This window comes from Desulfolithobacter dissulfuricans (assembly GCF_025998535.1).
Lineage (GTDB): Bacteria > Desulfobacterota > Desulfobulbia > Desulfobulbales > Desulfobulbaceae > Desulfolithobacter > Desulfolithobacter dissulfuricans.
The window spans coordinates 2,969,635-2,995,888 of record NZ_AP024233.1; the positions used below are offsets into that span (position 1 = coordinate 2,969,635).

Annotated in this window: 21 protein-coding genes and 1 tRNA gene; 7 read left to right on the forward strand and 15 right to left on the reverse strand. The window is 57.9% G+C overall.

The genetic code is table 11. The annotated features are described in order from the left end of the window. Positions 1 to 2 precede the first annotated feature (2 nt). From GF1_RS13260 to GF1_RS13300, 9 genes are all read right to left on the reverse strand, one after another. Positions 3 to 2,009, reverse strand: coding sequence for a cytochrome c3 family protein (locus GF1_RS13260; protein ID WP_267927030.1), 2,007 nt, complete (start codon positions 2,007 to 2,009; stop codon positions 3 to 5). Positions 2,010 to 2,037: 28 nt separating this feature from the next. Then, positions 2,038 to 2,949: an NHL repeat-containing protein gene (locus tag GF1_RS13265; protein ID WP_267927032.1), complete on the reverse strand. Its 912-nt coding sequence runs from the start codon at positions 2,947 to 2,949 to the stop codon at positions 2,038 to 2,040. A 93-nt stretch (positions 2,950 to 3,042) separates the two neighbouring features. Next, positions 3,043 to 3,966, reverse strand: coding sequence for a hypothetical protein (locus tag GF1_RS13270; RefSeq protein ID WP_267927033.1), 924 nt, complete (start codon positions 3,964 to 3,966; stop codon positions 3,043 to 3,045). After that, entirely contained in the window at positions 3,963 to 4,868 is a 906-nt protein-coding gene (locus GF1_RS13275; protein ID WP_267927034.1) for a formate dehydrogenase subunit gamma, read from the reverse strand. The genes GF1_RS13270 and GF1_RS13275 overlap by 4 nt, the downstream gene beginning before the upstream one ends. A gap of 5 nt (positions 4,869 to 4,873) precedes the next feature. Further along, positions 4,874 to 5,836, reverse strand: coding sequence for a hypothetical protein (locus tag GF1_RS13280; RefSeq protein WP_267927035.1), 963 nt, complete (start codon positions 5,834 to 5,836; stop codon positions 4,874 to 4,876). Positions 5,837 to 5,942: 106 nt separating this feature from the next. Next, positions 5,943 to 6,392, reverse strand: coding sequence for a hypothetical protein (locus GF1_RS13285; protein ID WP_267927036.1), 450 nt, complete (start codon positions 6,390 to 6,392; stop codon positions 5,943 to 5,945). Between the two features lie 886 nt (positions 6,393 to 7,278). Continuing rightward, positions 7,279 to 7,355: transfer RNA gene (locus GF1_RS13290), tRNA-Arg, on the reverse strand. A 92-nt stretch (positions 7,356 to 7,447) separates the two neighbouring features. Continuing rightward, positions 7,448 to 9,634 (reverse strand): Rne/Rng family ribonuclease, encoded by a 2,187-nt coding sequence (locus GF1_RS13295; protein WP_267927037.1) that lies wholly within the window; start codon positions 9,632 to 9,634, stop codon positions 7,448 to 7,450. Positions 9,635 to 9,850: 216 nt separating this feature from the next. Continuing rightward, complete coding sequence (locus GF1_RS13300; RefSeq protein ID WP_267927038.1) at positions 9,851 to 10,840, reverse strand: radical SAM protein; 990 nt, start codon at positions 10,838 to 10,840, stop codon at positions 9,851 to 9,853. A gap of 485 nt (positions 10,841 to 11,325) precedes the next feature. On the opposite strand from GF1_RS13300, the gene GF1_RS13305 reads away from it, so the two are divergent. The 7 genes from GF1_RS13305 to GF1_RS13335 all read left to right on the forward strand — a co-directional run bounded on the left by GF1_RS13305 (position 11,326) and on the right by GF1_RS13335 (position 20,625). Then, positions 11,326 to 13,626: an LPS-assembly protein LptD gene (locus GF1_RS13305; RefSeq protein WP_267927039.1), complete on the forward strand. Its 2,301-nt coding sequence runs from the start codon at positions 11,326 to 11,328 to the stop codon at positions 13,624 to 13,626. Between the two features lie 17 nt (positions 13,627 to 13,643). Next, complete coding sequence (locus GF1_RS13310) at positions 13,644 to 14,651, forward strand: acetyltransferase (protein WP_267927040.1); 1,008 nt, start codon at positions 13,644 to 13,646, stop codon at positions 14,649 to 14,651. Then, on the forward strand, positions 14,648 to 15,745 hold the full coding sequence (locus GF1_RS13315; RefSeq protein WP_267927041.1) for a lytic murein transglycosylase: 1,098 nt from the start codon (positions 14,648 to 14,650) through the stop codon (positions 15,743 to 15,745). The genes GF1_RS13310 and GF1_RS13315 overlap by 4 nt, the downstream gene beginning before the upstream one ends. Positions 15,746 to 15,757: 12 nt before the next feature. Continuing rightward, positions 15,758 to 16,930 (forward strand): murein transglycosylase A, encoded by a 1,173-nt coding sequence (mltA, locus tag GF1_RS13320; RefSeq protein ID WP_267927042.1) that lies wholly within the window; start codon positions 15,758 to 15,760, stop codon positions 16,928 to 16,930. Positions 16,931 to 16,994: 64 nt separating this feature from the next. Continuing rightward, positions 16,995 to 17,663, forward strand: coding sequence for a class I SAM-dependent methyltransferase (locus GF1_RS13325; RefSeq protein WP_267927044.1), 669 nt, complete (start codon positions 16,995 to 16,997; stop codon positions 17,661 to 17,663). A gap of 101 nt (positions 17,664 to 17,764) precedes the next feature. Beyond that, on the forward strand, positions 17,765 to 18,568 hold the full coding sequence (locus GF1_RS13330) for an SAM hydrolase/SAM-dependent halogenase family protein (protein WP_267927045.1): 804 nt from the start codon (positions 17,765 to 17,767) through the stop codon (positions 18,566 to 18,568). A gap of 281 nt (positions 18,569 to 18,849) precedes the next feature. After that, the gene (locus GF1_RS13335; RefSeq protein ID WP_267927046.1) at positions 18,850 to 20,625 is read left to right on the forward strand and encodes a DEAD/DEAH box helicase; all 1,776 of its coding nucleotides are present in this window, start codon (positions 18,850 to 18,852) and stop codon (positions 20,623 to 20,625) included. 322 nt (positions 20,626 to 20,947) lie between these two features. Here the strand turns inward: GF1_RS13335 and GF1_RS13340 are convergent, their stop codons facing one another. The 6 genes from GF1_RS13340 to GF1_RS13365 form a co-directional block, all read right to left on the reverse strand. After that, on the reverse strand, positions 20,948 to 21,529 hold the full coding sequence (locus GF1_RS13340) for a LysE family translocator (RefSeq protein ID WP_267927047.1): 582 nt from the start codon (positions 21,527 to 21,529) through the stop codon (positions 20,948 to 20,950). Between the two features lie 99 nt (positions 21,530 to 21,628). Next, positions 21,629 to 22,930 (reverse strand): 3-phosphoshikimate 1-carboxyvinyltransferase, encoded by a 1,302-nt coding sequence (gene aroA, locus GF1_RS13345; protein WP_267927048.1) that lies wholly within the window; start codon positions 22,928 to 22,930, stop codon positions 21,629 to 21,631. Further along, a complete protein-coding gene (locus tag GF1_RS13350; RefSeq protein ID WP_267927049.1) occupies positions 22,923 to 23,777 on the reverse strand; it encodes a shikimate dehydrogenase in 855 nt (284 codons plus the stop codon). The genes aroA and GF1_RS13350 overlap by 8 nt, the downstream gene beginning before the upstream one ends. Beyond that, positions 23,767 to 24,468 carry a type I 3-dehydroquinate dehydratase gene (gene aroD / locus GF1_RS13355; RefSeq protein WP_267927050.1) on the reverse strand — a complete coding sequence of 234 codons (702 nt, stop codon included), beginning with the start codon at positions 24,466 to 24,468 and terminating at the stop codon, positions 23,767 to 23,769. Before aroD ends, GF1_RS13350 begins: the two co-directional genes overlap by 11 nt. Beyond that, complete coding sequence (locus GF1_RS13360) at positions 24,468 to 25,412, reverse strand: dihydroorotate dehydrogenase (protein WP_267927051.1); 945 nt, start codon at positions 25,410 to 25,412, stop codon at positions 24,468 to 24,470. The genes aroD and GF1_RS13360 overlap by 1 nt, the downstream gene beginning before the upstream one ends. Beyond that, positions 25,400 to 26,182 carry a dihydroorotate dehydrogenase electron transfer subunit gene (locus GF1_RS13365; protein WP_267927052.1) on the reverse strand — a complete coding sequence of 261 codons (783 nt, stop codon included), beginning with the start codon at positions 26,180 to 26,182 and terminating at the stop codon, positions 25,400 to 25,402. Before GF1_RS13365 ends, GF1_RS13360 begins: the two co-directional genes overlap by 13 nt. Between the last annotated feature and the right edge of the window lie 72 nt (positions 26,183 to 26,254).

The window sequence follows — 26,254 nt, forward strand, 5'->3', positions numbered from 1 at the left end:
CGTCACCTTTTTCCCGGTCCGGTTGTCAAACAGGGGAAGTAATTGGGTTTGCCCTCGATGTTGCGACCGACATTGGTGATCAGCATTCCCTCCGGATGGGAATCCACCCGTGGCACCTTGGCCTCGGCCAGATCACCGCGCCGGTGGCAGGACTTGCACATCCGGTCCATGACCCCGGCCCCCCGGCCGAATTTCCTGGCCCACAGCCGCACCTTGTTCCTGGAGTTGTGGACAACATGACAGGCCCCGCAGGTCCCCGACTCCAAGGGCCGCTGGCCTTTCATATTGGTGGAGGCCGGCGCCATGACGATCATATCGTGCTCGGTCATCTCCACAAACCGCTTTCGCCGGTGACAGTCACCGCAGAGTATGGGTGATGGTGAGGCAGGCAGACGCAAAAAACTGTTGCGGGCATCGCCCTCCATGCCGGCGGTCAAGCGGACCTTTTTTTCCCGATGATCCCACCTGTGGGGATTATGGCAGGTCAGGCAGGTCATAAGGCCCTTTTTGCCCTTGCGTGTATCCTTGCGGGTATAGAGGGGCAGAGTTGTGCGGATCTTTCTCCTGGTCGGATTGATATTGACCGGATGGGAATACCTGCGAATCACCTTTTTTGCCGCAACACCGCGCCGATTATGGCAGCTCAGGCAAACTGCTTCTGATGGAGGCGACTTTCGGGTAGCTGACAGGGGCATGGCCCACAGCTCTTTGCTTTTGGCGTTATGAATCAGGTGACAGACCCCGCAGGGGCCGCTTTGCCGGGGTGGTGCCCCCTGGATATTGGTCAGATCCTTCCCGGATGCCAGCAGATCGTGGTCTGTCCTTTCCACCAGCGCCTCTTCCGGATGACATTGACGGCAGAGTTCAGGCGAAGGAGTCACGGCCTGACGGAGAAAATGCTCCCTGCCCTCGGTACCGGTTTTCTGCGTCGTCCCACGATGGGGATCATGGCAGGTGGAACAGGTCAGCATCCCCCGATCCAGGGAGACCGCCTGGCCCCGGAGATCATAGACCGGCAGCTCCGGCTGCATCCCCTTATCAAAAAGAGACACTTCCAGGGGATGGGAAAAGCCACTGAGTAACTTTTTCGGAGCAACACCCTGTTCCCGGTGGCAGCCGAGACAAAAGTCCTGAGAGGTCGAGCCGCTGCTCTTCTCCGGCATCTCCCGCCCCCACAGGACCACCCTGCTGCCGCCATGCACCAGATGACAGGCGCCGCAGATCCCTGATTCCTCGGGGATCTTTCCCTTGAGGTTTACAGACTGTGGCGCTGTTTTGCGCAGATCATGACTGGAACCCACCAGGTCGGCCTTGTCGGCGTGGCAGTCCAGGCAGAGGTGGGCGCCGCCGGAGGCGGTGTCGACCAGAAACTTGTCATTGGCCGCCCCGTGGACCGAATGGCAGGTCTCGCAGATCACCCGGTTTTTCTCGGTCCCGATCACCCCACCCATGCGAACCAGTTCCGGCGAGATATCGAGCCGGGTCGTATCCACGGGATGGTTGCCCCGGTCCGGGCCACCGGTCTTGTCGCGGTGACACATCCGGCACATGGCGGAGTTTTCGTTGGAGGCGCGGATGAAGATGGTCTTTTCAATCCCCATCTCGCTGGGCACACCATGGGCGGTGTGACAGGTGGCACACTGCATGAACCCGTTTTCATCCAGGGGAAATATTGACGGGATCTCCATATCCGGAGGTGGCGGTTTGTTGATGGGGTGACGGCGGTCGTTGTAGACCCGGTCTCTGGAATCCACTACACTGCCATCATGACAGGAAAAACAGATCTCGGCGCTGGCAACCACCTTTACTGCCTGATACGGCACCAGATCCGAGCCACGACCATCAATGAAAAAGGTATCTATCCAGCGATAATGGCAGAGCGCACACTCCTTGGCCGAACTGGGGTTGCGCGGCGCTTCCACAGACGTATCTTCCGCCTGGGCAAGCCCGGTCAGTACCTGCAAAATGAACAGCATGAGCAGGATGCCACGTGGGGTATGTCGCCTCACTCCTGATACCACCATAAAACAAGAGACCCTAATTTTTCACAAGATCAAACACGCTGACCCGTTCGCCAAACATCTCCACCACGTACAACCGATCATCCCGGTCCACGTAGATTCCCACCGGGGTCTTGAAACGCTTGACCGTGCCGGTTTCAGGATCGCCGATCACCGACTCGAAATGCCCTTCACTGGTAAAAACCTGAATAACCCCCATGTATGAATCACTGACATACACCAGGCCATCGCGGTCAACCGCCACACCCTTGGGCCGGAAGAACTGTCCCTTTTCGACTCCCCAATCACCAATAAAGGTCACAAATTTTCCCGTATCGGTCAGGACCTGCACCCTTGTATTTATCACGTCAACGATATGGAGGTATTTGTCCTTATACAGCGAGACAAGAAATGGATACCGGAACTCCTTGCGCTCGATACCCGGCTTGCCGAACCGGGCAAGCAACCGGCCGGAAACAAGATCATACTTGAGGATGTGGTGATTATCGTTATCAGAGACAAATCCGACTGTTCCATCCCGGGTGACACCAATATCCACGGGATCTGCCGGTTTCTCACCCGTGGACTCCACCGGAACAAGGGACAGGAACCTGCCCCTGGCTGTAAAAATCTGGATGCGCCGGTTGCCGGTATCAGCGATATAGACCCTCCCCTGCTGGTCAATATCTATGCCGAGCGGATAGGAAAATTCCCCACGTCCCGCTCCACGTGTACCGAAACGAAACAGAAAACGGCCATCACCCCCGAACACCTTGACGCAGTGATTGACACCGTCCACCACATAGATATCGCCTTCGCCATTGACAGCCACATCACTGGGTTGTCTGAATTCCTTGACAATATCGAAACGGTGCCGCACCATGGTCAGATTGACCGCCAAAGCCGACGTCCCGTTCACAAGAACGAGCAGCCATGCAAAAAAAACCATCACAGCCAGACGTCGCCCTGTTCTCCAACCGGGATGCAGCACCATTATCGCCTCCAGGATTTTCAGGTAATCCACCTGTTTTCCAAAGCCGAGCTACTCCACAGCATGTTCGCCGGACTCTGCCGGCGCAGTGGGCTGCACCGTCTGATCCTCGGCGGGTGACGATTTGCTCTCACCCGGATGCAGCATCTTTGGCATGTAGAACTTGGTGTAGTTCTTGATCATGCCGACAACTTCGGTACTGGTGATGGAGTCAATGCGCTCCTTGGGATAGCCCAGGGCGGCAAGGGGCAGCAGCGGATTGTCCTTACGGTGACACTCCTCACACATAATCGGCTTCTTGCTGATATCCTTATGAATAATCTTTTTAGCCTTGGACTTCTGCCCCTCACTGAGGCTTCTTTCCATTTTCCGATACTCGTTGACAAAATCGATCTTGTCCTGGGAATCGATCCGGACAAGGACCCCGTCCTCACGGACAAAGGGGATGATCTTGGCTCCGTAGGTGCCGGGATGGGCGCCGGTGACCGGGCTGTCGACGATCTCGCCGGTCACCCGGTCGTACCATTTGTAGATTCCGGTGGCCTGCTCGGGCGAGGGCTTGACATGACAGGTCTGGCAGCCGACGAAAAATGCGTGCATGTTCAGAAAGGCCCGGATGTCCTTGACCGCGTCATGGGGCATGTCGCCATGGCAGGAACTGCAGTAGGAGTACCTGTCCGGGGCGATATCCAGCCCGATGTGGTGAAAATGGCCCTCGATGTACTGCTGCTCCAGGACCCGGTATCCCAGGTAGTTCTTGACCCGTTTCTCGCTTTTCAGAATTATCTGCTCAAAGGTGTTCTTATCCTTCTTTTTCTCTCCCTTATGGGTCTGGGCCTCCTCGCCGCTCTTGCGCGAGTGGTATTCATGGATGAGATGGGCAAAGGTCAGGTTCCATATCAGGACCATGAAGAAAACCACCAGTCCCATGAAGGCGATGATGTAGAGCTTGGTGAGAAAACATTTCAGTTTCATGCCGCAGTCCCTCCCTGCTGGATCTTGTTTTCTGCCTGTGGACCATCTTCGGCGGAGGCCTGGAGGCCGCCATCTCCGTCATCCGAATCACAGGGCGAGCTGTGTCCGCCATGGGGGGGTAGAATCTCGTCCTCCAGCCCCATTTCCTTCATGACCCGGACATAATGCTCGTAATGCTCCTCCCGCATCAGTTCCTCCGGCAGGTACCCGGTGATGAACACCGTGCCCATGGGAAAGACAGAAGTGGAAAAATGCACGTTGTACCAATGCCATATGAAAAGGAACAGCGCTGCGAGCAGGGCCTCGTCGCTGTGGGCGATGAAACAGAGGTTAATGGCGTCACCAGGGATCACCTGGGTGAAAAACTCCTTGTTCCAGATGATGATTCCGGTGATGCCGATGACGAAAATACCCCAGAACGGTGCCCAGTAATCGAACTTTTCCTTCCAGGTGTATTCGTCTCCGGCCGGGCGCTCGTTGGTGAAAAACAGCAGGTACTTGATCAGCCCCGCTATATCCCTGGCATCCTTCATGTTGGGCACCATGGGCAGCCTGAGCAGGACCCGGACCACGTTGCCAAACGTCAGCTTGCCCTCCCGCTTGAGCGGCAACAGATGGTTATGGTAGATGGTGGTTATCAGCCAGTACACGTGGTAGACAAAGAGAACCAGCATGATGGCGCCGGTAATTTTATGGACCATGGGAGCGACATCGATTCCGCCGAACATGGCGTACAGGTACGGAGCCCAGGGCTTGCCGCTGAACTTGAGAGGCATGCCGGTGAGCACCAGAATGATGACCGTTGCCGCCAGGATGATGTGCTGGATGCGCTGGTTGAGGTTGAAGCGGTAAAAGTACTTCTTGCCGTTGACTATCTTGATCGGTGGATACTTTTCAGACATGATCGTTATTTCCTCCTACGCATGATGGTGGCATTGGGGAACAGTCTGCGCAACAGGTCGAGGAACATGATTCCCATCAGGGGCAGCAGAGTGCCGCCGGTGAGAATGATGAAGAAGGTGGTGAACCAGTAGATCACCGGACTCTGTTCCTTGCTGTACTCGGCATGGACCTTGTAGTTGGCAAACTTCACCGATGCGCCGGGATGACAGTCCACGGAATTGCAGATATTGCCACGGTTTGCCGGATAGGTGGAGGACCTGGGATCATCGTTGCCATACATCTGGTGGACCGACTTGCCCTTGACCACGTGGCAGTCGAGACAGTCGGGCACACTTTCATCGAGCAGGTTGGCCGCCTTGCCGTGAAAAGTTTCACTGTAGGAATAGCCGGCCTTGGTCTTGAGGTTGTGACGGGCGACCAGTTCCGGATCGTCATGACATTTTCCGCAGGCCTGGGCGATGTTGAGCGGACTGCGGCTCTTGTGCATCCTGGTTGTTATGTGATTGTAGAACCGGAATATGAAATCTTCTTTTTTGTGACATACCCGGCAGCGGCCCATGGCGTCTTCGGCGATTCCGGGCCGTACCTTCTTGACAAAGGCCAGCGGCCGAAACAGCGGGTTGTCATGACAGTCTTTGCATGAGGGCATGTCTTCACTGAATTGTTTCGGCCTGCCCTTTTCGTCAATCTTGGAGTGGACACTGTTATTGAGAAATTTTTCCACCTCCTTATGGGAAAATTTCTGCTCACTGGTGGGTTCGACGATGTGGCATTCGGTCAGACAGTCCACCGGCTTGGCCGGATCGTGTGGAATCTTGGTTATATCTGTGTGACACCCCTCACACTTGACCTTGGAGTGCACGCTCTTGTTGAAGATATCCTCGTTGACGAACATCAGCTTCATGCGACCGGCTTCGTCAACCCGGCTCAAGCCTGGATACTTGTGACACAAGAGACAGTTGCCCATATCCGCTGCCTGTACCTCCCAATCCAGACAGCATGAGACAACCAGTGCTACCACCGCAGCCAGTAATGACCGGGAAATAGTTGTAAATGTCATAGCCTCCCCTTCCTTAGTTGTTACTGTGACATGCCAAACATATCTTGTCGGCCACCCTCGGCAGCCTGAGCCTGGCGCGTTCTCCCGCCCCTGCGGAAGCCGTTCTCTGTGACGGTATCACCCCCTTTTCATGTGGATTATGACAGGTTATGCAGGTTACCTTGCCGGAACTGTCCAGCGGCATGACGATGCCGAACTTCCGTTCGGCCCAGCGCATGGACCGCATAATTTTCCTGGTGGGTTTCTTGAGATGATTGGCGTTGATGGGGTGCTGCCTGGTCTGCTTGTAATGGCACCGGTAACAGACCACGTCAAGGTTGCCGATCAGGGAGACAACCTCATCGTCGGGCCGCCGTTTCTTCAGGGTTGCATGCTGGACGTCGGGCACGCTCTGATGGCAGTAGAGACATTTTTCCTCCTTGATCCGTCCCTGTTCGTCGAGCTGGTTGTGAGGATCGAGCATCCGGTATTTGCGTTCGTCGTGGCACTGGTAGCAGATGGCCGTCCGGGACAGATAAGGATTGATGCGGAGGAAGGCCCGGTTGGTGCGGGCCAGGGTTTCATCGTCGCGACACTGAAGCCGCAGGTCATGGCAGGTCTTGCAGGTGATTCTGCCGTCCGTGAGGGGGTACTGGGGGGGATCTTGGCTTTCTTTTCCGGGCTCAGGGTGACACCCACCGGATGGGTGTAGGTGTCGGGCGTATAGCCGTGACAGCGGCAGGTCTGGGTAAAGTCGGCAAACCTTAACAACGGTTTCTTCCCTTTATCTTGAATGTCCAGATGACATTCAGTGCAGTAATACCGGTTAAAGTGGATGTTGGTCGACGTGGTTACCTGAGGGTTGACAAAGTGCAGATCTACGGCGGGTTTCTTTCCCGCCTGAACGGAAGAGTTAAGAAATGGAACAACTGAGAATATGCAGATAACAACCAGAATACGCGTCACGTATACCTTCAAGGCAATAGTTTAACTGAAATTTGTGGTACATCTGCTTACTGTTAATATACGTTTTTCTCAGATTCAAAAAAGAGCCTTTTCCCTAAAATGACCGTTCAAAAAGCCTGATTCTTTTATGGGATATCCCTATTCAAATCTCAACAGTTACTTGCATATACACAAATTGCTGCAAAACATGCTATTCTCACTTAAGATATATGAATTACATACTGAAGAGCAGTACCACAACAATAGATAATCCATTGGACCAGAGAGAAGCCGGGCGCAGGGAGATACAAATGCAGCAGAAGAGAAAAACAAGAAACCCGGTGGAGTGGAGAAATGGGGAGAGAAACAGGGAGTATACAACGAAAACAGCCCCTTGACCTGAACGATCAAGGGGCTGATATTTCTGGCGCGCCAGGGAGGATTCGAACCCCCGACCTACGGATTCGTAGTCCGGCACTCTATCCAGCTGAGCTACTGGCGCATGTAACGCGGGCGACTATACCCTAACTTGAGACGGAGTACAAGATATTTTTGTCGGGCTTCTATCCCGGTACCTTCCAACGCCTGCAGAGATCAGACCGAGAGAAACTCCAGCTGGTTGTCACCGGGCTTCATCTCCGGCCTGGGGATGATATCGATGGTGGCCTGGTGACGGTTCTCAAGCTCGGCCAGTTCGGTCCGTTTCTTGTTAAGCAGATACTGGGCCACTTCCAGAGGGAGCCTGGCCTCCACCCGGTTCACCTTTTTGCGGCTGATGCCGGTCTGGATGCGACGCAGGTAGTAGAGGGCCAGGGTTTCCACCGAGCGGATGACCCCGCGACCCTGGCAGTACTCACAGCGCCGATAACTGCCTTTCTCGATGGGCGCGCCCATTTTCTGGCGGGATATCTGCATCAGGCCAAAGCGGGAGATGCGGCTGACATCCACTTTGGCCTTGTCCCGTTTCATGGCCGCCTTGACCTGTTTCTCCACCTCGCGAATATGCTTTTTGTTGCGCATATCGATGAAGTCCACCACGATCAGGCCGCCCAGGTCGCGCAGCCGCAGCTGGCGGGCCAGCTCATCGGCCGCCTCCATGTTGGCCAGGAAGATGGTCTCGTCAAAATCACCATTTTTCGAGGTCCGGCCGGAGTTGACGTCAATGGCCACCAGTGCTTCGGTGGGATTGATGACAATGGAACCTCCCGAGGGAAGCGGCACCTGCGGCTGGTAGATGGACTCGATCTGCTCTTCGACGTTGTGCTGGTTGAAGATGGGCTTGGCCCCCCGGTGCAGCCGTATCCTGACCTGGCGCTGCTTGGCCGGAAGCAGCTCGACGAACTTCTGGACCTGGTCGAAGGAGTCCTGGGTATCGACCAGGATCTCCTGGATCTCGGGCACGAAGTGGTCGCGCAGGAAGCGAACCACTATATCCTGGTCTTCGTAGATCAGGGCCGGGGCCTCCATGGTCTGGCCCCTTCTCTTGATTTCCTTCCACAGACGAAGCAGGTAGCGCAGGTCCTGCTGGAGAGCGGTCTTGGTGATATCGGCACTGGCGGTACGAACTATGAACCCGATCCCTTCGGGAATGTTGAAGGACGACATCATGTCCCGCAGCTGGGCCCGCCTCTCTTCCCCGGCGATCTTCCGGGAGATGCCCGAGGAGTCGCTTCCCGGCATGAGAACGAGATAGCGACCGGGCAGGGAGAGATAGGTGGTCATGTTGGCCCCCTTATTGCCGGTGACCTCTTTCACCACCTGGACCAGGACCTCCTGGCCCCGCTTGACCACGTTTTCGATCTTGAGCTTTTTCCACTGCTTCTTGGCGATCAGTTCCCGGCTGCGTTCGTCCACATCCTCCTTGTAGTATTCAGGATGGATATCGGAGAAGGGCAGGAAGCCGTTGCGGCCGGTGCCGATGTCGACAAAGGCGGCCTGGAGGTTGGCTTCCACCGAGACGATTCGCCCCTTATAGATATTATTCTTGGTCCGTTCCCGGACCACGGTGTTGACGTGGAAGGACTGCAGGCGGCCGTTTTCCACCAGGGCGATACGGCACTCTTCCGGTTCTTCGGCGTTGATGAGCAGCTTGGTGACGATCTTCTCCTCATCTTTACCCGAAGCGGTTTCCCGGGCCGGCTCCTGGCTGCGCTGCTGTTTCTGCCGCGAACCTGCGCTGGACGATTTGCGCCCGCCACGTTTTTTCTCGCTTCCGCTTTCTCCGCCACCGCTCTCTTCCGAGTCGGCCTGGGCCGGCTGTTCTTCCGCTGGCTTTGCCTCTTCGTTCTTTTTCCGCGAGCGGCCCCGGCGACCGGAGCTCCTGGAGCGGGTGCGACCTTTCCTGGCGGTCGGTTCCTCCTCGACGGCACCGTCCCGGGCCGCTGACTCCACCGGCTCGGCGGAGGGCGTGTCGCCGGTCACAGCTGCCTCGTCCGCCTCGTCTAGCTTGTCCCTGGCTGACTCGCCGCTTTTGCGCGACTCTGATTTACGAGCAGAACGGCTACGGCCGCGGCCCTTTTTTCTGCTCCCGCCGCCAGCAGTCCCGGTGGCCGGGGTCTCGGCTCCAGCCTGTTCCTCCTGGCCATCGCTCGTTTCAGGCTGTTCTTTCGCTTCGCTGGCCTCTTTCACTTCTGCAGCTTCACTCTCGCCACTCTGCTGCTCTTCCTCTGCCTGTTTCTTGCCGGCCAGCAGGTCTTTTGCACTCTTCCACCAGGCACCGGTGGTCACTTTGCGAATCTTCGGTTCCCTGGAACCTGTGGTCTTCTTTTTTTCCTCTGTCATACAGTTTTCCCTGATAAAATCTCTCGGGTCTCCCGGCGGCTGCCATGAAAAACAAGAAACCGTCCCTCCGCGATCATCGACGGGCAAAAAACCATGCACCTGACAGCTTCAGCCGGGTCGGCCTGGAAACACAACACATGGGCCGGCGGTGAAGCTCCTTGCCCGATGACAGCGGACAGACATCTGTTTTTCTGCAGTGAGCCTGGGAAACACCCTTTATAAACGAGCAGCCGTACTGGAGCCGGATCCCTGATAATAAAGCCTGTCACCATAGGGACGCAGCTGCAGCCGCCCCGACCGGACAAGCGGCTCCAGAAGATGCTCAACCTTTTTCGGACCTCCAATATTGAAGTTCGAATCTATATCGTCGGCCGTGCAAGGCCGACGGTGTACCATCTGCACGATTTCCTCGACCACATCTTCGGTCGGGGAACCATGACTTTGTTTCCGTACTTTTTTTGCCCGTCCCTGCCGGGCCAGCAGCTCGACTTCGGGATTGCCGGGTTCGGCACCAAAACGCGCCGCGATCTCCTGCAACCGCTCCGGGGCAACCGGGCGGGCAAAGAACTCCAGGGGCGGCCTGGCAACGGTGTTGAGCTGGATGCGCTCCAGGCGCATGCGCCTGGTTACCCGGCACAGGGCCTCTATGTCCTCATCCGAATCATTGATTCCCCGGACCAGCAGAATTTCCAGCCACAGACGACCGTGGAATTCATGGGAGAATGTGACCAGTCCCTCGATGATCTTCTCCAGATCAAGACAGCTGGCCGGCCGGTTTATACGGCGGAAGCTGGCGGGACGGGCCGCATCCAGCGACGGAATAACTATATCGGCCAGGGCCATCTCGCGGCGGACCTGCGGATCATGGAGGGTGGAACCATTGGTCAGCACGGCAACCGGTTTCTCTGCAACCTCCTTGAGATGGGCAACAATTCTGCCAAACCCGGAGTGCAGAGTAGGCTCGCCGCTGGCGGTCACTGTCATCACATCAATTGCCGCCAGCTCCTCCGGGTTACGGCAATAACTGTCGATCTCGGCCAGGATTTTCTCTGTGGGTACATACTCGGCCCGCTCGCAGGTCAACTTGCGGGTCGGACCTACTTCACAGTATATGCAGTCGTAATTGCATACTTTTTCTGAAAGAAGATCTATCCCGAGGGACATGCCCAGACGTCTGGAATTCACCGGGCCAAAGATGTGATCCATAGGAGAAATGCTGAAATTAGTACCGGCGGCAGACCGTTTTTCGGAGACGGCCTGACAAGAATTGAAAAATCAAGACATTAAGAAATATATAATCGTTCTGTTTCATAAACTAAAACCGACCGGGCCGCAAGTCAAATCTAAGACCCGGACCGGGCGATTCTCATTCCATCCCCGGGCCGGGGAGCCGGTTGTTTTCCTGCAGTTCTACCCAGATGACACGGTCGTGCCCCGGGATAACATCGGACAGACAGGGCACAGGTCGGCCGGGACCGCCCCACGGGGCCTGCCCCATCTGATGGAGATACATAGCAAAACCATTCCCGGACAGCTCGCCTGGAGCCCTTTGCCCGGGTGCGTCAGCCCCCCTTAAGCGATGAGTTTTACCTTGACACAAACTGGCTCTACGCGTACATTCCAACCATCTGAGCTGTCAGGCATTTCCTTTCTATTTCCGCTACTTCAGCCCACTCAAGGAGCAGGTCGAGGTGAACCCGGACAAATCACCGCTGGTGATCAGCGCGCTGGTATTGGCGCTTATATCTTCTGTATTGTTGCCGAGTTCCATCAGGGCCGCCGATGTTATCTCGGCCGAAGAATGGCAGATCACCGCGGACCGGATCATCCGCTACGCCGCCCCGCCCTGTGTCATTGCCGAAGGCAACGTTATCCTGGAAAAAGTCCAGACCATAACCAGGCAGGGAAAAACACCGGGAAAAACCGACTGGAGCAGCCTGCTTGGCGAGTCGCCCCCCGCCACCCTGACCGGATCGGCCCTGCCCCGGACCGAAAAGGCCACGGTGACCACCATCAGGGCCGACTGGCTGGCTTATGACATGGATCTCGGCACGGTCAAGGCCCGGGGAGATCTGCTGATCCGCATCGGCCCGGATCAGCTCACCGCCAACCAGGGAGTAATCAACCTGAAGCGGGAAACCGGTATCTTCAACAACGCCACCATCATCCGCCAGGACAAGGAACTGCACCTGGCCGGCAGGGTGATCGAGAAGACCGGCGCCCTCACCTACCACATCGAGGACGGCTGGATAATCACCTGCCGCCTCAAGGATGGCCAGACACCACCCTGGAGCTTCGCGGCTGTCGACGCCACCATCGAGGACAACGGCTACGCGGTCCTCAAGCACGCCACCTTCCGCATCAAGGGCGTACCCGTACTCTACACCCCCTACATGGTGCTGCCGGCCAAGCGCCGCCGACAGACCGGCTTCCTCTTTCCCCGGGCCTCCCAGTCGAGCCGGGACGGTTTCGGGCTCGAACTGCCCTTTTTCGTCAACCTCTCGCCCTCCAGCGACCTGACCTTTTACCCCTACTACATGGCCGAGCGGGGCCTGATGAACGGACTGGAGTTCCGCTATGTTCTCAACCAGGAGTCCAAGGGCGAGTTCATGGCCAACTTTCTCGACGACGCCCGCAGCGATCCGAACGATCCGGACAATGCGGAGTATTACCGGGACGGCAACTATACCCACACCAACGAAAACCGCTACTGGCTGCGCGGCAAACTCGACCAGGATCTCGCCCAATGGACCACCCGGCTGGACCTGGACCTGGTCTCGGACCGCGACTACCTCACCGAGTTCACCTCCGGGATCACGGGATTCAACTCCACCAACGACCGGTTCCTGGAGGTCTTTGGCCGGGGATTCCAGAACAGGAGCGACGATCAGCGGAAAAACACCTTCCGGGTGCTGCGATCCTGGGACAACGGTATCTCCTTCCAGGGTGAGCTGCTGGGCATAAACGATGTCCGGGAGGACACCCCGGCCCCCACCCCTCTGTGGAAACTGCCGGCCTTCAGCCTCACCGGCTTGACCCCGGTCAGGGACACCTCCATCAACCTGACCTGGAACGCCGATTATGTCAACTACTGGCGCGAAGAGGGCGTCGGAGCCCAGCGTATAGACCTCTTCCCCCGCCTCTCCATGCCGGTGCCGCTCAACCGCTACCTGGAAACCACCGTGGAACTCGGCCTGCGCAACACCTCCTATCTGATCCGCGAGTATGGTGGTATCACCTGGGTCCGGGACGACTTCCAGAATCGTTTTCTCTTCGAGTTCTCCGCTGGAACCGGCACCACCATGGTTCGTGATTTCCCGGTGCGTATCGGCGGGATCCACACCCTGAGCCACACTGTCCGGCCCTACGTCTCCTATGGCTACATCCCGGATGTGGACCAGGAGAATCTGCCCCAGTTCGATACCGTGGATTCCATCGGCGAAAAGAACCTGATAACCTATGGCTTGGACAACTACGTTCGCATCGCCGGTACCAGCGATGGCCGCAGCTACCAGCGCCAGTACGGTTACCTCAAGCTCAGCCAGGGATACGATCTGCGCAGCAGTGAAAGCGACACCCCGCTGACGCCCCTTGGCCTCAAGCTGGGCTACCGGCCTCTGGGCGACCTGAACCTGCTCTACAAATCCGACCTGGACATGTACGGGGACGGCTTTATCATGCACGGCCTGGAAGGATCGTATCGTGACAGCCGCGGAGACACGGTCGCGGTCGACTACCGCTATAAAAAACTGGAAAACATCAACTCCATCACCTTCAAGACCCGGCTCAACCTGTTCAACCATGTATCGGCCGGCTACTCCATCGAGCGCTCCCTGGAAGACAGCAAAACCGTGGAGGAAAACGCCATGCTGATCTACCAGCCTGCCTGCTGGTCGGTGGAACTGGCCTCCAACTACACCCCTGGAAACCAGAAATTCACCCTCATGTTCCGGCTGGCCAATATCGGCAGTCCGCTGGGACTTGGCTGGTGAGACCAGAAGCGTCTATCATGCACCATATCGATGTGTTCAACGGCGATGCAGACGGAATCTGCGCCCTGCATCAGCTTCGCCTCGCAAACCCGGTCACAGACAGCCGCCCGTCTGTCTGTGACACACCGTCTGTCTGTGACACACTGGTCACGGGTGTCAAGCGCGACATCAACCTCCTGGCACGCCTGCATGACCTGCATGGCCAGTCCGTGACAGTGCTCGACATCTCGCTGGACAAAAACAGGGATTCCCTGGTCCGGCTGCTCGACCAGGACAACCGGGTCCTGTACGTGGATCACCATTTCAGCGGCGATATCCCGGATCATCCCAACCTGGAAGTCCATATCGACCCGGATCCCCTGGTCTGCACCTCCATCATCATCGATCGGCTGCTGGAGGGACACCACAGGCCATGGGCTGTGGTCGGGGCCTTTGGCGACAACCTGGACGAATCGGCCGAAAAACTGGGCCAGAGTTGCGGACTCAGCGGAGAGGACCTGACAATACTCAGGGAAACAGGAATTCTGCTCAACTACAATGGCTATGGCGCCTCGCTGGAGGATCTGTTTTTTCACCCCGCCGAGCTCTACCGCCTGGTGCACGAATATGACGATCCCCTGGAGTTTCATGCCACCAGCCCTGCCATCCAGACCCTGCGCCAGGGGTACCGCGACGACATGGAGCGGGCCGCGGCCTGTAAACCCTTTTACCAGTCTCCCTCAGGTCGGCTCTACGAACTGCCCTCCGAGCCCTGGGCCCGGCGGGTGGCCGGCGTGTTTTCCAATACCCTGGCCCGGGAGCAAGTAGACCTGGCCCACGGCATCCTGACCCGAAACAGTGACCAGACCTACCGGGTCAGCATCAGGGCCCCGCTGGCCAGGCGGAGCGGCGCTGATACGCTCTGCCGACGCTTTCCCACCGGCGGGGGCCGGGCCGCGGCCGCCGGAATCAACCAACTGGACGAATCCCTGCTTGACCGGTTCATCCAGGCCTTTGACCAGCAGTTCAGCCCGCAGGAGCCATGACAATTCAAATCAGACGACAAAAGATGCCTGTGAATATTTCCGCCATGAAACCAGGTCGGCCCCGCCCGGGCCTCTACCTGCTGATCGGCCTGCTTGTGGGGCTGGTTCTCGTCCTGCCTCCTGCTGCCCTGGCCAAGCCCAAGGCCGCCGACCTGGTGACCGATGGCCAGCCCATTGACCTGAACCAGGCAAAATACCAGAAGCTCTTTGGCGAGCTGGAAAAGGAGTACCAGTTCACCCCGGCGGAACTGGAGGAGATATTCTCCGGCCAGACCATATCCCGCCGCGTGCTCGAGCTGATGGACAAACAGTGGGAGGCCAGGCCGTATTACAAATACGCCCCGCTTTTTCTGACTCCGGGAAAAATCAGAAAGGGCAAGGAAAAACTACGACAGTACCGGGAGCTCCTCGACCAGATAGAGGAGCGCTTCGGGGTGGACAGAGAAATCGTCATCGCCATCTGGGGTATTGAGACCAGATATGGCGAACACCAGGGCGGCTTCAATGTCCTGCGGACCCTGAACACCCTCTTTGCCGCCTATCCCCGGCGTTCCGCCTTTTTCCGCAAGCAGCTGGTACATTTTCTTCTTCTGTGCCGGGAAAACGGGGTCGATCCACGGACGGTCAAGGGTTCCTATGCCGGAGCCTTCGGCCAGACCCAGTTTATCCCCTCGTCGTTTCGGGCCTATGCGGTAAGCTTTGACGGCGATACCCGGCGCGATGTCTGGAACTCGGTGCCAGATGTACTGGCGTCCATTGCCAACTACCTGAAAACGTTTGGCTGGAAGCTGGACGCACCGATTTATGCCGAGCTGGGCCCTGAGCTCAAAAGCCAGAAACTGCTCTCTGCCTACCTCAAGGGCAGAAAGGCCAAACTGCCCCTGGAAGAGGTGGAAAAACTCCAACAGCTTGACCTGCCGCCCTGTCCGGGCCCGTGCAAGGTCACCATTGTCGGCCTGGAACTCCCGCCGGGCAGTAAAAACACCATGCGCTACATCGCTGGATACCCAAATTTCCAGGCCATTACCGCCTGGAACCACTCCAACCGCTATGCCATGGCTGTGACAGAACTTGCCGAGGCGTTCAAAAAATAAAAAACAAGGCCCGTGATCCGCCCTGCACATCTTCAGGCAATCAACCACAGGACAGGCACCAGAGAGCAATTTCCACGGAAACTCTTCTGGGTTGCAGCGCTTATCCTGATTGCGGTCAGTTTTGCCGGCTGCACTGTCAAACCCCTCGTCCATCTTTCAGAAAAAGAATCGCCCGATTTCATAGACGATCTGGACAGGGCTTCCCTGAGCCGGTCGGTTGACAAAAGCCTTGCCTATCTACGCCGGCTCCCCCGCGACCGGCAGCTCAACCTGGGAGAGCACACAGTCTCTGCCGGACGCCTTGTCGACTCCCTGCTGGTCTTTCGCCGCCTGCTTGCCACGGTGAAGAATAATCGGGCGCTCGGTCTCCATATCAGCAGATACTTTGATGTCTACCAGGCAGGAGGCACCGGCCAGTACAATCCGGGCCGCACCATGCTGGTCACCGGCTATTACCAACCGCTCTTCGAGGGCAGCCTGACCCGAAAACCCGGCTACACCTACCCGCTCTACGAAATCCCCTCCAACCTGGTGGTCCGCCATGTGCCAGGCGGCAAACAACAGGTCGGCCGCCTGGAAAACGGTACCTTCAAGCCATACTGGTCCCGAGGGGAGATCGAAAAACAGGCCATCGCCAGCGGACACGAGCTTGTCTGGCTGCGGGATCCCCTGGATGTCTTTATCCTGCACATTCAGGGTTCAGGCCTCATCAGGCTGGAGGACGGAACCATCCGGGGAATCCATTTTGCCCTGAAAAACGGGCACCCCTATCGGAGCATCGGAAAATACATGGTGGAAACCGGCAAACTGAAACTGGAAGAGGCAAGTCTCGATACAATCCGCGGGTATCTCACAGCCCACCCCGAGGAACGCGACGAAATTCTCCACCACAATCCATCCTACATCTTTTTTGCGTGGACAGATACCCATGGTGCCATCGGCAGCCTGGGAGAAGAGCTGACAGCGGGCCGCTCCATTGCCGTGGATCAGTCCATCTTTCCGGCCGGAGCCCTTGCCTTTCTCCGATCCCGGCAACCGGTTATCAAGGATGGCAGGGTCGTGAACTGGAAACCGCTGCACCGTTTTGTTCTTGTCCAGGACAAGGGCTCTGCCATCAAGGGACCGGGCCGGGTCGACCTGTTCTGGGGGATGGCAGGGAGGCAGGCCTGGCAGCCGGGAGGATGAAACAGGGCGGCAGTCTCTATTTCCTCCTCCTGAAAGACAATATTGTAATTCCAGCCACATTCAAATGACCACAAAACGCAATCCTGCAGCCACAGTCTTTCATGAACGGGCGCGGGAATATGACTCCTGGTTCGAGGACTCTTTGCTTTTTGATATCGAACTGGCCGCCATCAGACAGGCTCTGGATGGTTGCCGGGCGCCGCGGCTGGAAATCGGCTGCGGACCAGGCCGGTTTGCCCGGGCCCTGGGAGTACAGTTCGGGATCGACCCGGCCGAGGCCGCCCTGCAGCTTGCCTCCAGGCGCGGAATCCTGACTGCGGCCGGTACCGGCGAACAGCTGCCGATCCGCTCGGGCAGCATGGCCACGGTACTTGTGCTCTTCACCCTCTGCTTTGTCCAGGACCGGGAACAGGTACTCAGGGAGTGCCACCGCGTCCTGCGTCCCGACGGCCGGCTGGTGCTGGGCATCATTCCGGCCAGCTCGCCGTGGGGCAAATTGCTGGCCGACAAAGGGGCCCGGGACCACCCCTATTACCGATACGCCCGCTTCCTGGAGCTTGACGAGGTGGACACACTGCTCAGGAAGACCGATTTTACCCCTGCAGGCACGATCTCCACCCTGTTCCAGAGCCCGGAAAACCTTGAAGAGCTGGAAAAACCGCGCTCCGGAGCCGACAGACGGGCTGGTTTCTGCGCTATCACCGCCTGCCGTACCGGTCGTCAACCCTCCTGAAAAGGCATGGAAAATGCATGGTTATCCACGGCCGCGCTCCGGTACGGCGCCGGGCCGGCGGGAAAACCTTGTTGGAGACTACCCGGGAGGAAGCAAACATCATGATACAGGACAGTCTCATCACCCTCACCACCGACTTCGGCCTCCAGGATCCCTATGTCGGCCAGATGAAAGGGGCTATTCTGAAGCAGAACATACACGCCCGCATCATCGACCTGACCCACGCCATCCCGGCCCATGATATTCTCGCCGCAGCGATCACCATCCGCTCCAGCTACCGGTATTTCCCGGCCGGCACCACCCATCTGGTGGTGGTCGATCCCGGGGTGGGCAGCCAGCGCCGTATCCTTGCCGCCTCGGGTGAAGGCCACCGGTTCATTGCCCCGGATAACGGCATTCTCACCCTTCTCCTCCGGGACAGTATCATCGATACCATCCACCGGGTGGAAAACAGCTCCCTGTTTCCCCGGGAAATCAGCGCTACCTTCCATGGCCGGGACATCATGGCCCCCGTCGCCGCAGCGCTCACCGCCGGCATGGAGCTGGACCGTGTCGGACCGGTCACCGATCCGTCTCACTGTGTGCTACTCGACCTGCCGGAACCGGTCATCAACGACAGTGGTATCCTCGGCCAGGTCCTGCACATCGATCGATTCGGCAATGTCCGCACCACCATAACCACGGCCAGCCTGAGCCGTTTCCAGCCAGGTGGCTTTGCCGGTATCGAGGTGCAGGGACGCAGGATCAACACCATCTCGTCCACCTACTGCGACGTGCCCGAGGGCGAGCTGCTGGCCCTCATCGACTCCTCGGGGTATCTGGAGGTCGCTGTCAACAGGGGCCATGCCGCCCGGGAGCTGGACTGCCAGCCCGGCGACCCGGTTATCGTCTATTTCCACAAATGACCGATTTATCCTTTCGAGGGATAACATCGCTGGTAATGACGACGCGGGGACGCTGCACATGTAACTGTATCGGTATACGGATGCCGAATAGTGTGTTGTAAACAGACGACTGCAGGGTTCAGATGTAAATAAAGCAAGCAATTTGCCCCATAAGTCGGTATACTGTCGAGCCCTTTACCTTTAAGCACAATAATACCGTCACAGGACAGCCACGGACACCAAAGCCCCCGGGTTCCCTCCCACTGACACACCACCCCTTTTTTCTTTTCCAGGAACCATACATGACCGTCGAGACCGTAAGCACGTTTCATCAGCTGGCGCTGAATGCATCCCTATTGAAAACCCTGGAAGATGTGGGCTACGAAACGCCCACCCCCATCCAGATCCAGACTATTCCCCTGCTCCTTGAAGGCCGAGACGTCCTCGGCCAGGCCCAGACCGGCACCGGCAAGACCGCTGCTTTTGCCCTGCCCATCCTTTCCAGGTTGAACCTCAGGCCAAAAGATCCCCAGGTGCTGGTCCTGACCCCCACCCGGGAGCTGGCCATCCAGGTGGCGGAGGCCTTTCAAAAATACGCCAGGAACCTGAAAGGATTCCGGGTGGTACCGATTTACGGTGGCCAGGACTACCGGGGCCAGATCCGTGCCCTGCAACGCGGCGTGCATGTGGTGGTGGGCACACCCGGCCGGGTGATGGATCATATGCGTCGTGGCACGTTAAAGCTGGGGAACCTCGGTGCATTGGTACTGGACGAAGCCGACGAGATGCTGCGCATGGGTTTTATCGACGACGTGGAGTGGATCCTGGACCAGACCCCGGCGGACAGGCAGATTGCCCTGTTTTCAGCCACCATGCCCCAGCAGATCCGTCGGATTGCCAAGAAACACCTGACCGACCACGCCGAGATCACCATCAAAGTCAAAACCTCGACCGCCGATACCATCCGCCAGCGGTACTGGCCGGTCAAGGGCATGGGCAAGATCGACGCCCTGACCAGGATCCTGGAAGCCGAACCTTTTGACGGGGTGCTCATCTTTGTCCGTACCAGAACAGCCACCGTGGAACTGGCAGAAAAACTGGAAGCGCGCGGCTACGCCGCCGCCCCGCTGAGCGGTGATATCGCCCAGAACCAGCGCGAACGCACGGTGAACATGCTGAAAAAAGGCACCCTGGATATTCTCGTGGCCACCGATGTGGCGGCCCGGGGCCTGGACGTGGAGCGGATCAGCCACGTGATCAACTTCGATATTCCCTACGATACCGAATCCTATGTCCACCGCATCGGCCGGACCGGGAGGGCCGGACGCCAGGGTGACGCCATCCTCTTTGTCACCTCGAGGGAGCGGAGGATGCTGCACGCCATCGAAAAGGCCACCCGCAAAAAAATTCAGGTCATGGAACTGCCGACAACCAAAATGGTAAACGACCAGCGAATCCTGCGCTTCAAACAGCGGATCAGCGAAACCCTGGCCAGCGAAGACCTGAGTTTCTTTTCACAACTGGTGGAAGAGTATCAAAAGGAACATGATGTCCCGTCCCGGAAAATCGCCGCGGCCCTGGCTCACCTGGTGCAGGGCGACACCCCCTTTCTCCTGCAGAGCAAACCGCGGCACAAGGCAAAAACCAGCCGGAATAAAGAAGAAGGGAGAACTCCCAGAAGCCGTGAGCCCATTACAAAGGATGAGGCCCCGCCCGAAAAGGGCATGGAACGGTACCGCATCGAAGTAGGCCATGCCCATCAGGTGCAGCCTGGCAACATTGTCGGCGCCATTGCCAACGAGGCCGGTCTCGACAGTCAGCACATCGGCCGGATCAATATCCAGGAAACCTTCACCCTGGTCGACCTGCCCGAAGGCATGCCCAGGGATATCTTCAGGATCTTGAAAAAAGTCTGGGTCTCGGGCCAGCAGTTAAAGATTTCCCGCCTGGGACAGAAGAAAAATACCGGAAAAGCGAATCATGTGAAAACGAGAGGAAAAGCGCGCCGAAGAGACAACACCATACCTAAAAGAAGCAACAGGAAAAAAATGGCAGAAAGTGAACTTTCTCCTTCATAACAGGAGGCCGCTGCAGATCCTCGGGATACCTGATGCTCCCAAACAACCGGATCTTCCATCAGTGATTCCTGCCTATGGCCGGGCCTGCCCATTGGCACACAGCTGAGCACCACAGAAGATGCCGAAAAAGGAGTTTGAAATGTTTGAGCGAAGCGAGTTTTCAAACTCCCGGCAGATTTGAGGAGCGCAAACCAGTCCGAAGGACCAAGGGACAAGGATGCCCTTTCTTTTGGTTCGTTTTCTTTGGGCAAGCAAAGAAAACGAACAGGGACAGGAGGTCAGATCAGCTTTTGACTTCTGCGTGAAAGCTCCGAGACGATATTTATCCCTTGGCTGCAATCGTGACTCCTGTTGCCATCATCACGCCTCCGGCAGAGCGATTCAGTCTTTTTACCGCCTTCTGGCTGGAAAATAATTGCCGGGCGCGACTGGCCATGTACGCATAGGTCATCAGCACAGCGCTCAACACGATGGTGACAACAGATCCGATCAGGAAGATATCAGGAAGTTCCAGAACAGAGAGGTCGATAAATGTTGGCAGGAAACCACAGTAAAACAAAACGACTTTTGGGTTGGACAGGGTGATCACAAGGCCGCTCAGGATGTTTCCTGGTCGTGAAGGCGAAGCGAGCAGTTGTTGCGATACTTTCTCCGGCGGCTTTGAAAACCAGATTTTCAGCCCGAGCCAGAAAAGATAGATACCGCCAGCGATTCGCACAAAAATGAAGAGCTGTTCCAGAGACCTGGCAACAATGGATAGCCCAAAGATCGCGAACAGCAGATAGATAATATCCCCGACAACGATCCCGAGAATCACCGCCAGGGCGGGTCGGAATCCAGAGGCAAGAGACCTGGCCACGGTGGCAAAAACACCGGGACCGGGACTGGCGGCAAGCACCATCATGGCGGCCGCAAAGCTCAGCAGGGAAAGGAAGGTCATTGTCCTGTCCTCGATACCTGGTGCTCAGCCAGCTATCCGGTATAATTCAGGAAACAGATCAGTTCAGGTTCTGACCACGACGGGACGGTCTGTCAGCTGGTCGAAGCGCTGCCAGAAATCCGGAAATGATTTTTTCACACAATCTTCGCCGGTTATCCGCACGCCGGGCACCCGCAGGCCGGCCACACCAAAGCACATGGCGATACGGTGGTCATGGTAGGTTTCTATTTCCGCCCCGTGCAGATCGCGGCCGCCATGGCCATGGATGATCATCCGGTCCGGCTCTTCCTCCACCTCGGCCCCCATCTTGCGCAGTTCGGTGACCATGGCACTGAGCCGGTCGCATTCCTTGATCCGCAGATGAGCAACGTTGTTGATCACCGTGGTGCCCTCGGCAAAGGCGGCCACCACGGCCAGAGTCGGGGCCACGTCAGGCATGTTGCCCATGTCCACCTCGATGCCTGACAGCTTCTGTTTTTCAGGGCCTTCCACGGTTATGCCGTCGCCGGACTTCGTCACCTCACACCCCATGCGGGCCAGGAGCGGGACCAGATGGGCATCACCCTGGAGGGAAGGCACCGGCACATTGGCCACCGTGACCCGGCCACCAGTCACAGCCGCAGCGGCCCAGAAGTAGGAGGCCCCGGAAGCATCCCCTTCAATCCGGTATTCCATGCCCTGATAACAGCCCTGCGGAATGCGGAAAAAGGTGAGTGAAGGTGCGGCCTCTACCCGGATACCAAAATCAGCCATCACCGCCAGAGTCATTTCCACATAGGGCCGGGACAGGACTTCTCCCTGTACCTCCAGCTCGGCCTGCTGCCGGGCATAAGGGGCGACGAGCAGCAGGGAAGAGAGATACTGGCTCGATCTTCCCTCGGGCAGCACGGTCCGGCCTCCGGCCAGCCCGGAACCATTGATGCTCAGTGGCGGGCAGCCGTTGTCCGCATCGCTTTCAATGTCCACATCCCAGCCCCGCAACGCCTCCATGAGCGGGGCAATGGGACGCTCGGCCATCCGTTCATCCCCGGTAATCCGAAAACGTCCCTGACCAAGCGCGGCAACCGAGGTGAGAAAACGGGTGGCTGTGCCATTATTGCCAAGAAAAATATCCTGCTCCGGTGCCTTGATGACGCCGCCACTCCCCTTTACGATCCATGTCCGGGGATCGGAGTCATCACAGGCTATGCCCATGGCCCGCAGGGCCGCCATGGTATAGGCGGTATCCTCGCTGGCCAGCGGCCCGACCAGTCTGGAGGTTCCCCTGGCCAGTGCCGCGGCAATCAGGGCCCGCTGGGTCAGGCTCTTGGAGCCCGGAACTTCAACAGTAGCATCAATGACATCAACAGGCTGTATTTCAATCATGTTTTCTTTTTTTCCTTAAGCATAACTCTTCTTCCAGGGCCCGGCGCATGACATCAAGGGGTGGCTGGATCCCGGTCCAGATACGAAACTGGGCCGCGCCCTGGTACAGCAGCATGGCCAGGCCATCGATGGTCTGGCAGCCGACTGCTGCCGCTTCCCGCAACAACCGGGTCTGCAATGGCGCATAGACAATATCCATCACCACCTTAAAGTGACCAAGCAGTCCCGGATCAAGGGGAATGGCCTCAACATCCGGCTCCATCCCGACAGAGGTGGTATTGACCAGGGCATCGGCCCGGACCGCATCAACTTCGGCAAAAGGCACAAAAGAAGCATCAAGCCAGCTGGCCAGCTCCCGGCCGCGCTGCTCGGTTCTATTGGTAATGATGACCGCAGCCCCGGCCTCTCGCAAACCAAATCCCACGGCCTTGGCTGCTCCCCCGGCTCCGATGACGAGGACTTTGGAGCCAGCCAGGCGCATCTTTTCGGCAAGAGCCATGTTGGACCCCACCCAGTCCGTGTTGAATCCCCGGACAATAATTTCTTCTGTCTCTTCTTTCTTCCTCAGCAGCAGGGTATTGACCGCGCCGATCCGGCTGGCCACGGGATCGATCTCATCAAGGGCCGCAAGGATAGTCTCCTTGTGGGGCACGGTGACCGAGACCCCGATAAAACCAAGCGTCCGCAGAGCGGCCACACCCTCACGGGGATCGGCAACCTCCATGGGAACGTAGACCCGGTTCATCTCCAGGGCTGCAAACGCCGCATTATGCATGGCCGGGCTGAGTGAATGGCGCACCGGATTACCGATGATCCCGTGCAGGAGTGTCTTGCCGTCAATCTGCATTGGTATCCTCAAAAAGTTGCGTCATGGCGTGGAGCTGCCGCACGGTAAGCTGTCCCGGAGCTGTGGCCTGGGCTGCATCGAGCGCCCCGTAGGTCATGTACCCACCGAGATAGAGAGTAGCGAAGCGGCTTATGCGGCCGGGCGCGCCCATACAGAAACAGGATAGCGGAAAACCATCAGCCATGGCTTGTTCCTGAAGCGCCAGGACCCGCAGCACATCCGCTTCGCTTTTCGCCGTGGTCACGATCTTGCCTACATGGCAGCCACTTTCCATCATTTGCGCGAGCAGTGCATCCAGGCTCTCCCGGGATGGGGTTCCGGTAAAATCATGCCAGGAAATAATAACCTTTGTCCCGGACTCCACGGCAGCCGACAGCAGTGACCGGCGCAGCGCCCCGTCGGCCCGCAGTTCCAGATCCACCCAGGCGGCCCGGGCACGGATTGCGGTCAGCAGGGGCGCGACCCGTTCCTCCTCCGTACCGCCAAACTGCCCGCCTTCCCAGATGGGTCTGTTGGTAAAAAGCAGTGGTTTTCGGATCAGGGCGCAGCATTTTTCCACTTCAGGATTGGTCATGGCGTCCAGCCGGACCTCGACAACGTCCACCAGGTCCAGCACGGGCTGCACAGCGCTGGCAATCGCCGCCGCATCTGCCCCGGCCAGGGAAACACAGATCTTACCCCGCTTTTCCATCACTCCTTCCCTGTCTGCAGACCGCCGATGATTTCCCGTACCGAAAGATGACCGTGCCTTGCGAGATACTCTGTGATCCCATCAATAATCTCTTCGGCAGCAGAGGGCTGATAAAAATTGGCTGTACCCACCTGCACAGCAGTGGCCCCGGCGAGCAGAAACTCGATGGCGTCGTCCGCCGTGGTGATACCGCCGATGCCGATGACAGGTATCCGTACGCTGGAAGCAACCTGGTAGACCATGCGCAGAGCCACCGGCTTGATCGCCGGTCCGGAGAGACCACCGATCACATTGGCCAGCGCCGGCCGGCGGGACTCGATATCAATGGCCATGCCGATCAGGGTGTTTATAAGCGACACCGCGTCCGCCCCGGCCTCTTCCACGGCCCGGGCCATCTGCACGATGTCGGTCACGTTGGGGGACAGCTTGACGATCACCATCACGTCCGATTCGGCCTTGACCGCCTCGGTAACCGACGCGGCCATTTCCGGGACCGTGCCAAAGGCCACCCCACCCCTTTTCACATTGGGGCACGAGATGTTGACCTCCAGTCCACTGATACCTTCGACTCCGGCCAGCCGGCCAGCCAGCCGGGCATATTCATCCACGCTGTCACCCAGGATATTGACGATGATCCTGGCCCCGGTCTCGCGCAGCCAGGGAAGCTTTTCGCCAACAAAGCGTTCCACCCCGACATTTTCCAGGCCAATGGCATTGAGCATGCCGCAAGCTGTCTCGACGATCCGGGGGGGCGGATTGCCGGGACGTGGTTCCAGGGAAATGCCCTTGACCACAATGCCGCCAAGCCGGTGCAGATCCACCAGATGAGCGAATTCCCGGCCATAACCAAAGGTACCAGAGGCCGTGAGTACAGGATTTGGCAACCTCAAGTCGCCGATCCGCACCCGCAGATCCATATCATTTTTCGCGCTTACAGGGTCCATGCCACCTTTTCCGCCGGGAACACCGGTCCATCCTTGCACACATGCATATACGCGCCATCACCGCCCATCATCGTACAGCCCAGACAGGCCCCGAGACCACAGGCCATGTGGGTCTCCAGCGACACCTCACAGGCCACGCCCCTTTCCAGACATTTCATGGCCGCAATCCGCATCATGGGAAACGGGCCACAGACATACACCCTTCTGACCCTGGCCAGGAGATCATCGAGCAGTTCGGTGACAAAACCGTGATGGCCGTAACTGCCATCATCGGTGGCACTGTGTACCGGACATCCCAGGCGGAGAAACTCCTGTTCCAGGGGGAGCAGTTCCGAACCGGTCCGGGCGCCGAGCAGCACGGTGGACTCGGGATGCCGGCTGATCTGCAGAAGTCGCTTGGCGAGGAAATAGAGCGGGGCAATGCCCATACCACCGCCGACGAGACAGAACGGCTCATCCCGCTCGAGGGTAAAACCGCGGCCCAGCGGCCCGACCATGTCCAGATAATCGCCGGTCCGCATCCCGGCCAGCAACCGTGTACCCTGGCCCACCACCTTGAAAAGGAGCTGCACGGTCCCGTCCGAGGACACCTGATGGATGGAAAGCGGCCGCCGGAGCAGGGGATCAAAGGTCGGGCTGACGCGGACCATGACAAACTGACCGGGAAAGGCCTGGCCGGCAATCCGGGGGGCATGCAGGGTCAGCCGGTGGATAACCGGTGTCAGCGATTCAATGCGGACAATACGGGATTTTTCCTGGAACTCAGACATAAAGCGGGCTACAAAGTAGAGAGTATCGGTACGACAGAGTTGAGCTCTTCACCCATCTCTCCCGCCGGGTTG

What these genes read in the sequence shown, in the direction of transcription:
- GF1_RS13295 (WP_267927037.1), bottom strand. Translation starts at nt 9,634, where the DNA reads ATGACAGAGGAAAAAAAGAAGACCACAGGTTCCAGGGAACCGAAGATT.
- GF1_RS13285 (WP_267927036.1), bottom strand. Translation starts at nt 6,392, where the DNA reads ATGCTCGATCCTCACAACCAGCTCGACGAACAGGGACGGATCAAGGAG.
- GF1_RS13265 (WP_267927032.1), bottom strand. Translation starts at nt 2,949, where the DNA reads ATGGTTTTTTTTGCATGGCTGCTCGTTCTTGTGAACGGGACGTCGGCT.
- GF1_RS13315 (WP_267927041.1), top strand. Translation starts at nt 14,648, where the DNA reads ATGACAATTCAAATCAGACGACAAAAGATGCCTGTGAATATTTCCGCC.
- aroA (WP_267927048.1), bottom strand. Translation starts at nt 22,930, where the DNA reads ATGATTGAAATACAGCCTGTTGATGTCATTGATGCTACTGTTGAAGTT.
- GF1_RS13330 (WP_267927045.1), top strand. Translation starts at nt 17,765, where the DNA reads ATGATACAGGACAGTCTCATCACCCTCACCACCGACTTCGGCCTCCAG.
- GF1_RS13350 (WP_267927049.1), bottom strand. Translation starts at nt 23,777, where the DNA reads ATGCAGATTGACGGCAAGACACTCCTGCACGGGATCATCGGTAATCCG.
- GF1_RS13310 (WP_267927040.1), top strand. Translation starts at nt 13,644, where the DNA reads ATGCACCATATCGATGTGTTCAACGGCGATGCAGACGGAATCTGCGCC.
- GF1_RS13280 (WP_267927035.1), bottom strand. Translation starts at nt 5,836, where the DNA reads ATGGGCAACTGTCTCTTGTGTCACAAGTATCCAGGCTTGAGCCGGGTT.
- GF1_RS13325 (WP_267927044.1), top strand. Translation starts at nt 16,995, where the DNA reads ATGACCACAAAACGCAATCCTGCAGCCACAGTCTTTCATGAACGGGCG.
- aroD (WP_267927050.1), bottom strand. Translation starts at nt 24,468, where the DNA reads ATGGAAAAGCGGGGTAAGATCTGTGTTTCCCTGGCCGGGGCAGATGCG.
- GF1_RS13270 (WP_267927033.1), bottom strand. Translation starts at nt 3,966, where the DNA reads ATGAAACTGAAATGTTTTCTCACCAAGCTCTACATCATCGCCTTCATG.
- GF1_RS13275 (WP_267927034.1), bottom strand. Translation starts at nt 4,868, where the DNA reads ATGTCTGAAAAGTATCCACCGATCAAGATAGTCAACGGCAAGAAGTAC.
- GF1_RS13360 (WP_267927051.1), bottom strand. Translation starts at nt 25,412, where the DNA reads ATGGACCCTGTAAGCGCGAAAAATGATATGGATCTGCGGGTGCGGATC.
- GF1_RS13300 (WP_267927038.1), bottom strand. Translation starts at nt 10,840, where the DNA reads ATGGATCACATCTTTGGCCCGGTGAATTCCAGACGTCTGGGCATGTCC.
- GF1_RS13335 (WP_267927046.1), top strand. Translation starts at nt 18,850, where the DNA reads ATGACCGTCGAGACCGTAAGCACGTTTCATCAGCTGGCGCTGAATGCA.
- GF1_RS13365 (WP_267927052.1), bottom strand. Translation starts at nt 26,182, where the DNA reads ATGTCTGAGTTCCAGGAAAAATCCCGTATTGTCCGCATTGAATCGCTG.
- GF1_RS13340 (WP_267927047.1), bottom strand. Translation starts at nt 21,529, where the DNA reads ATGATGGTGCTTGCCGCCAGTCCCGGTCCCGGTGTTTTTGCCACCGTG.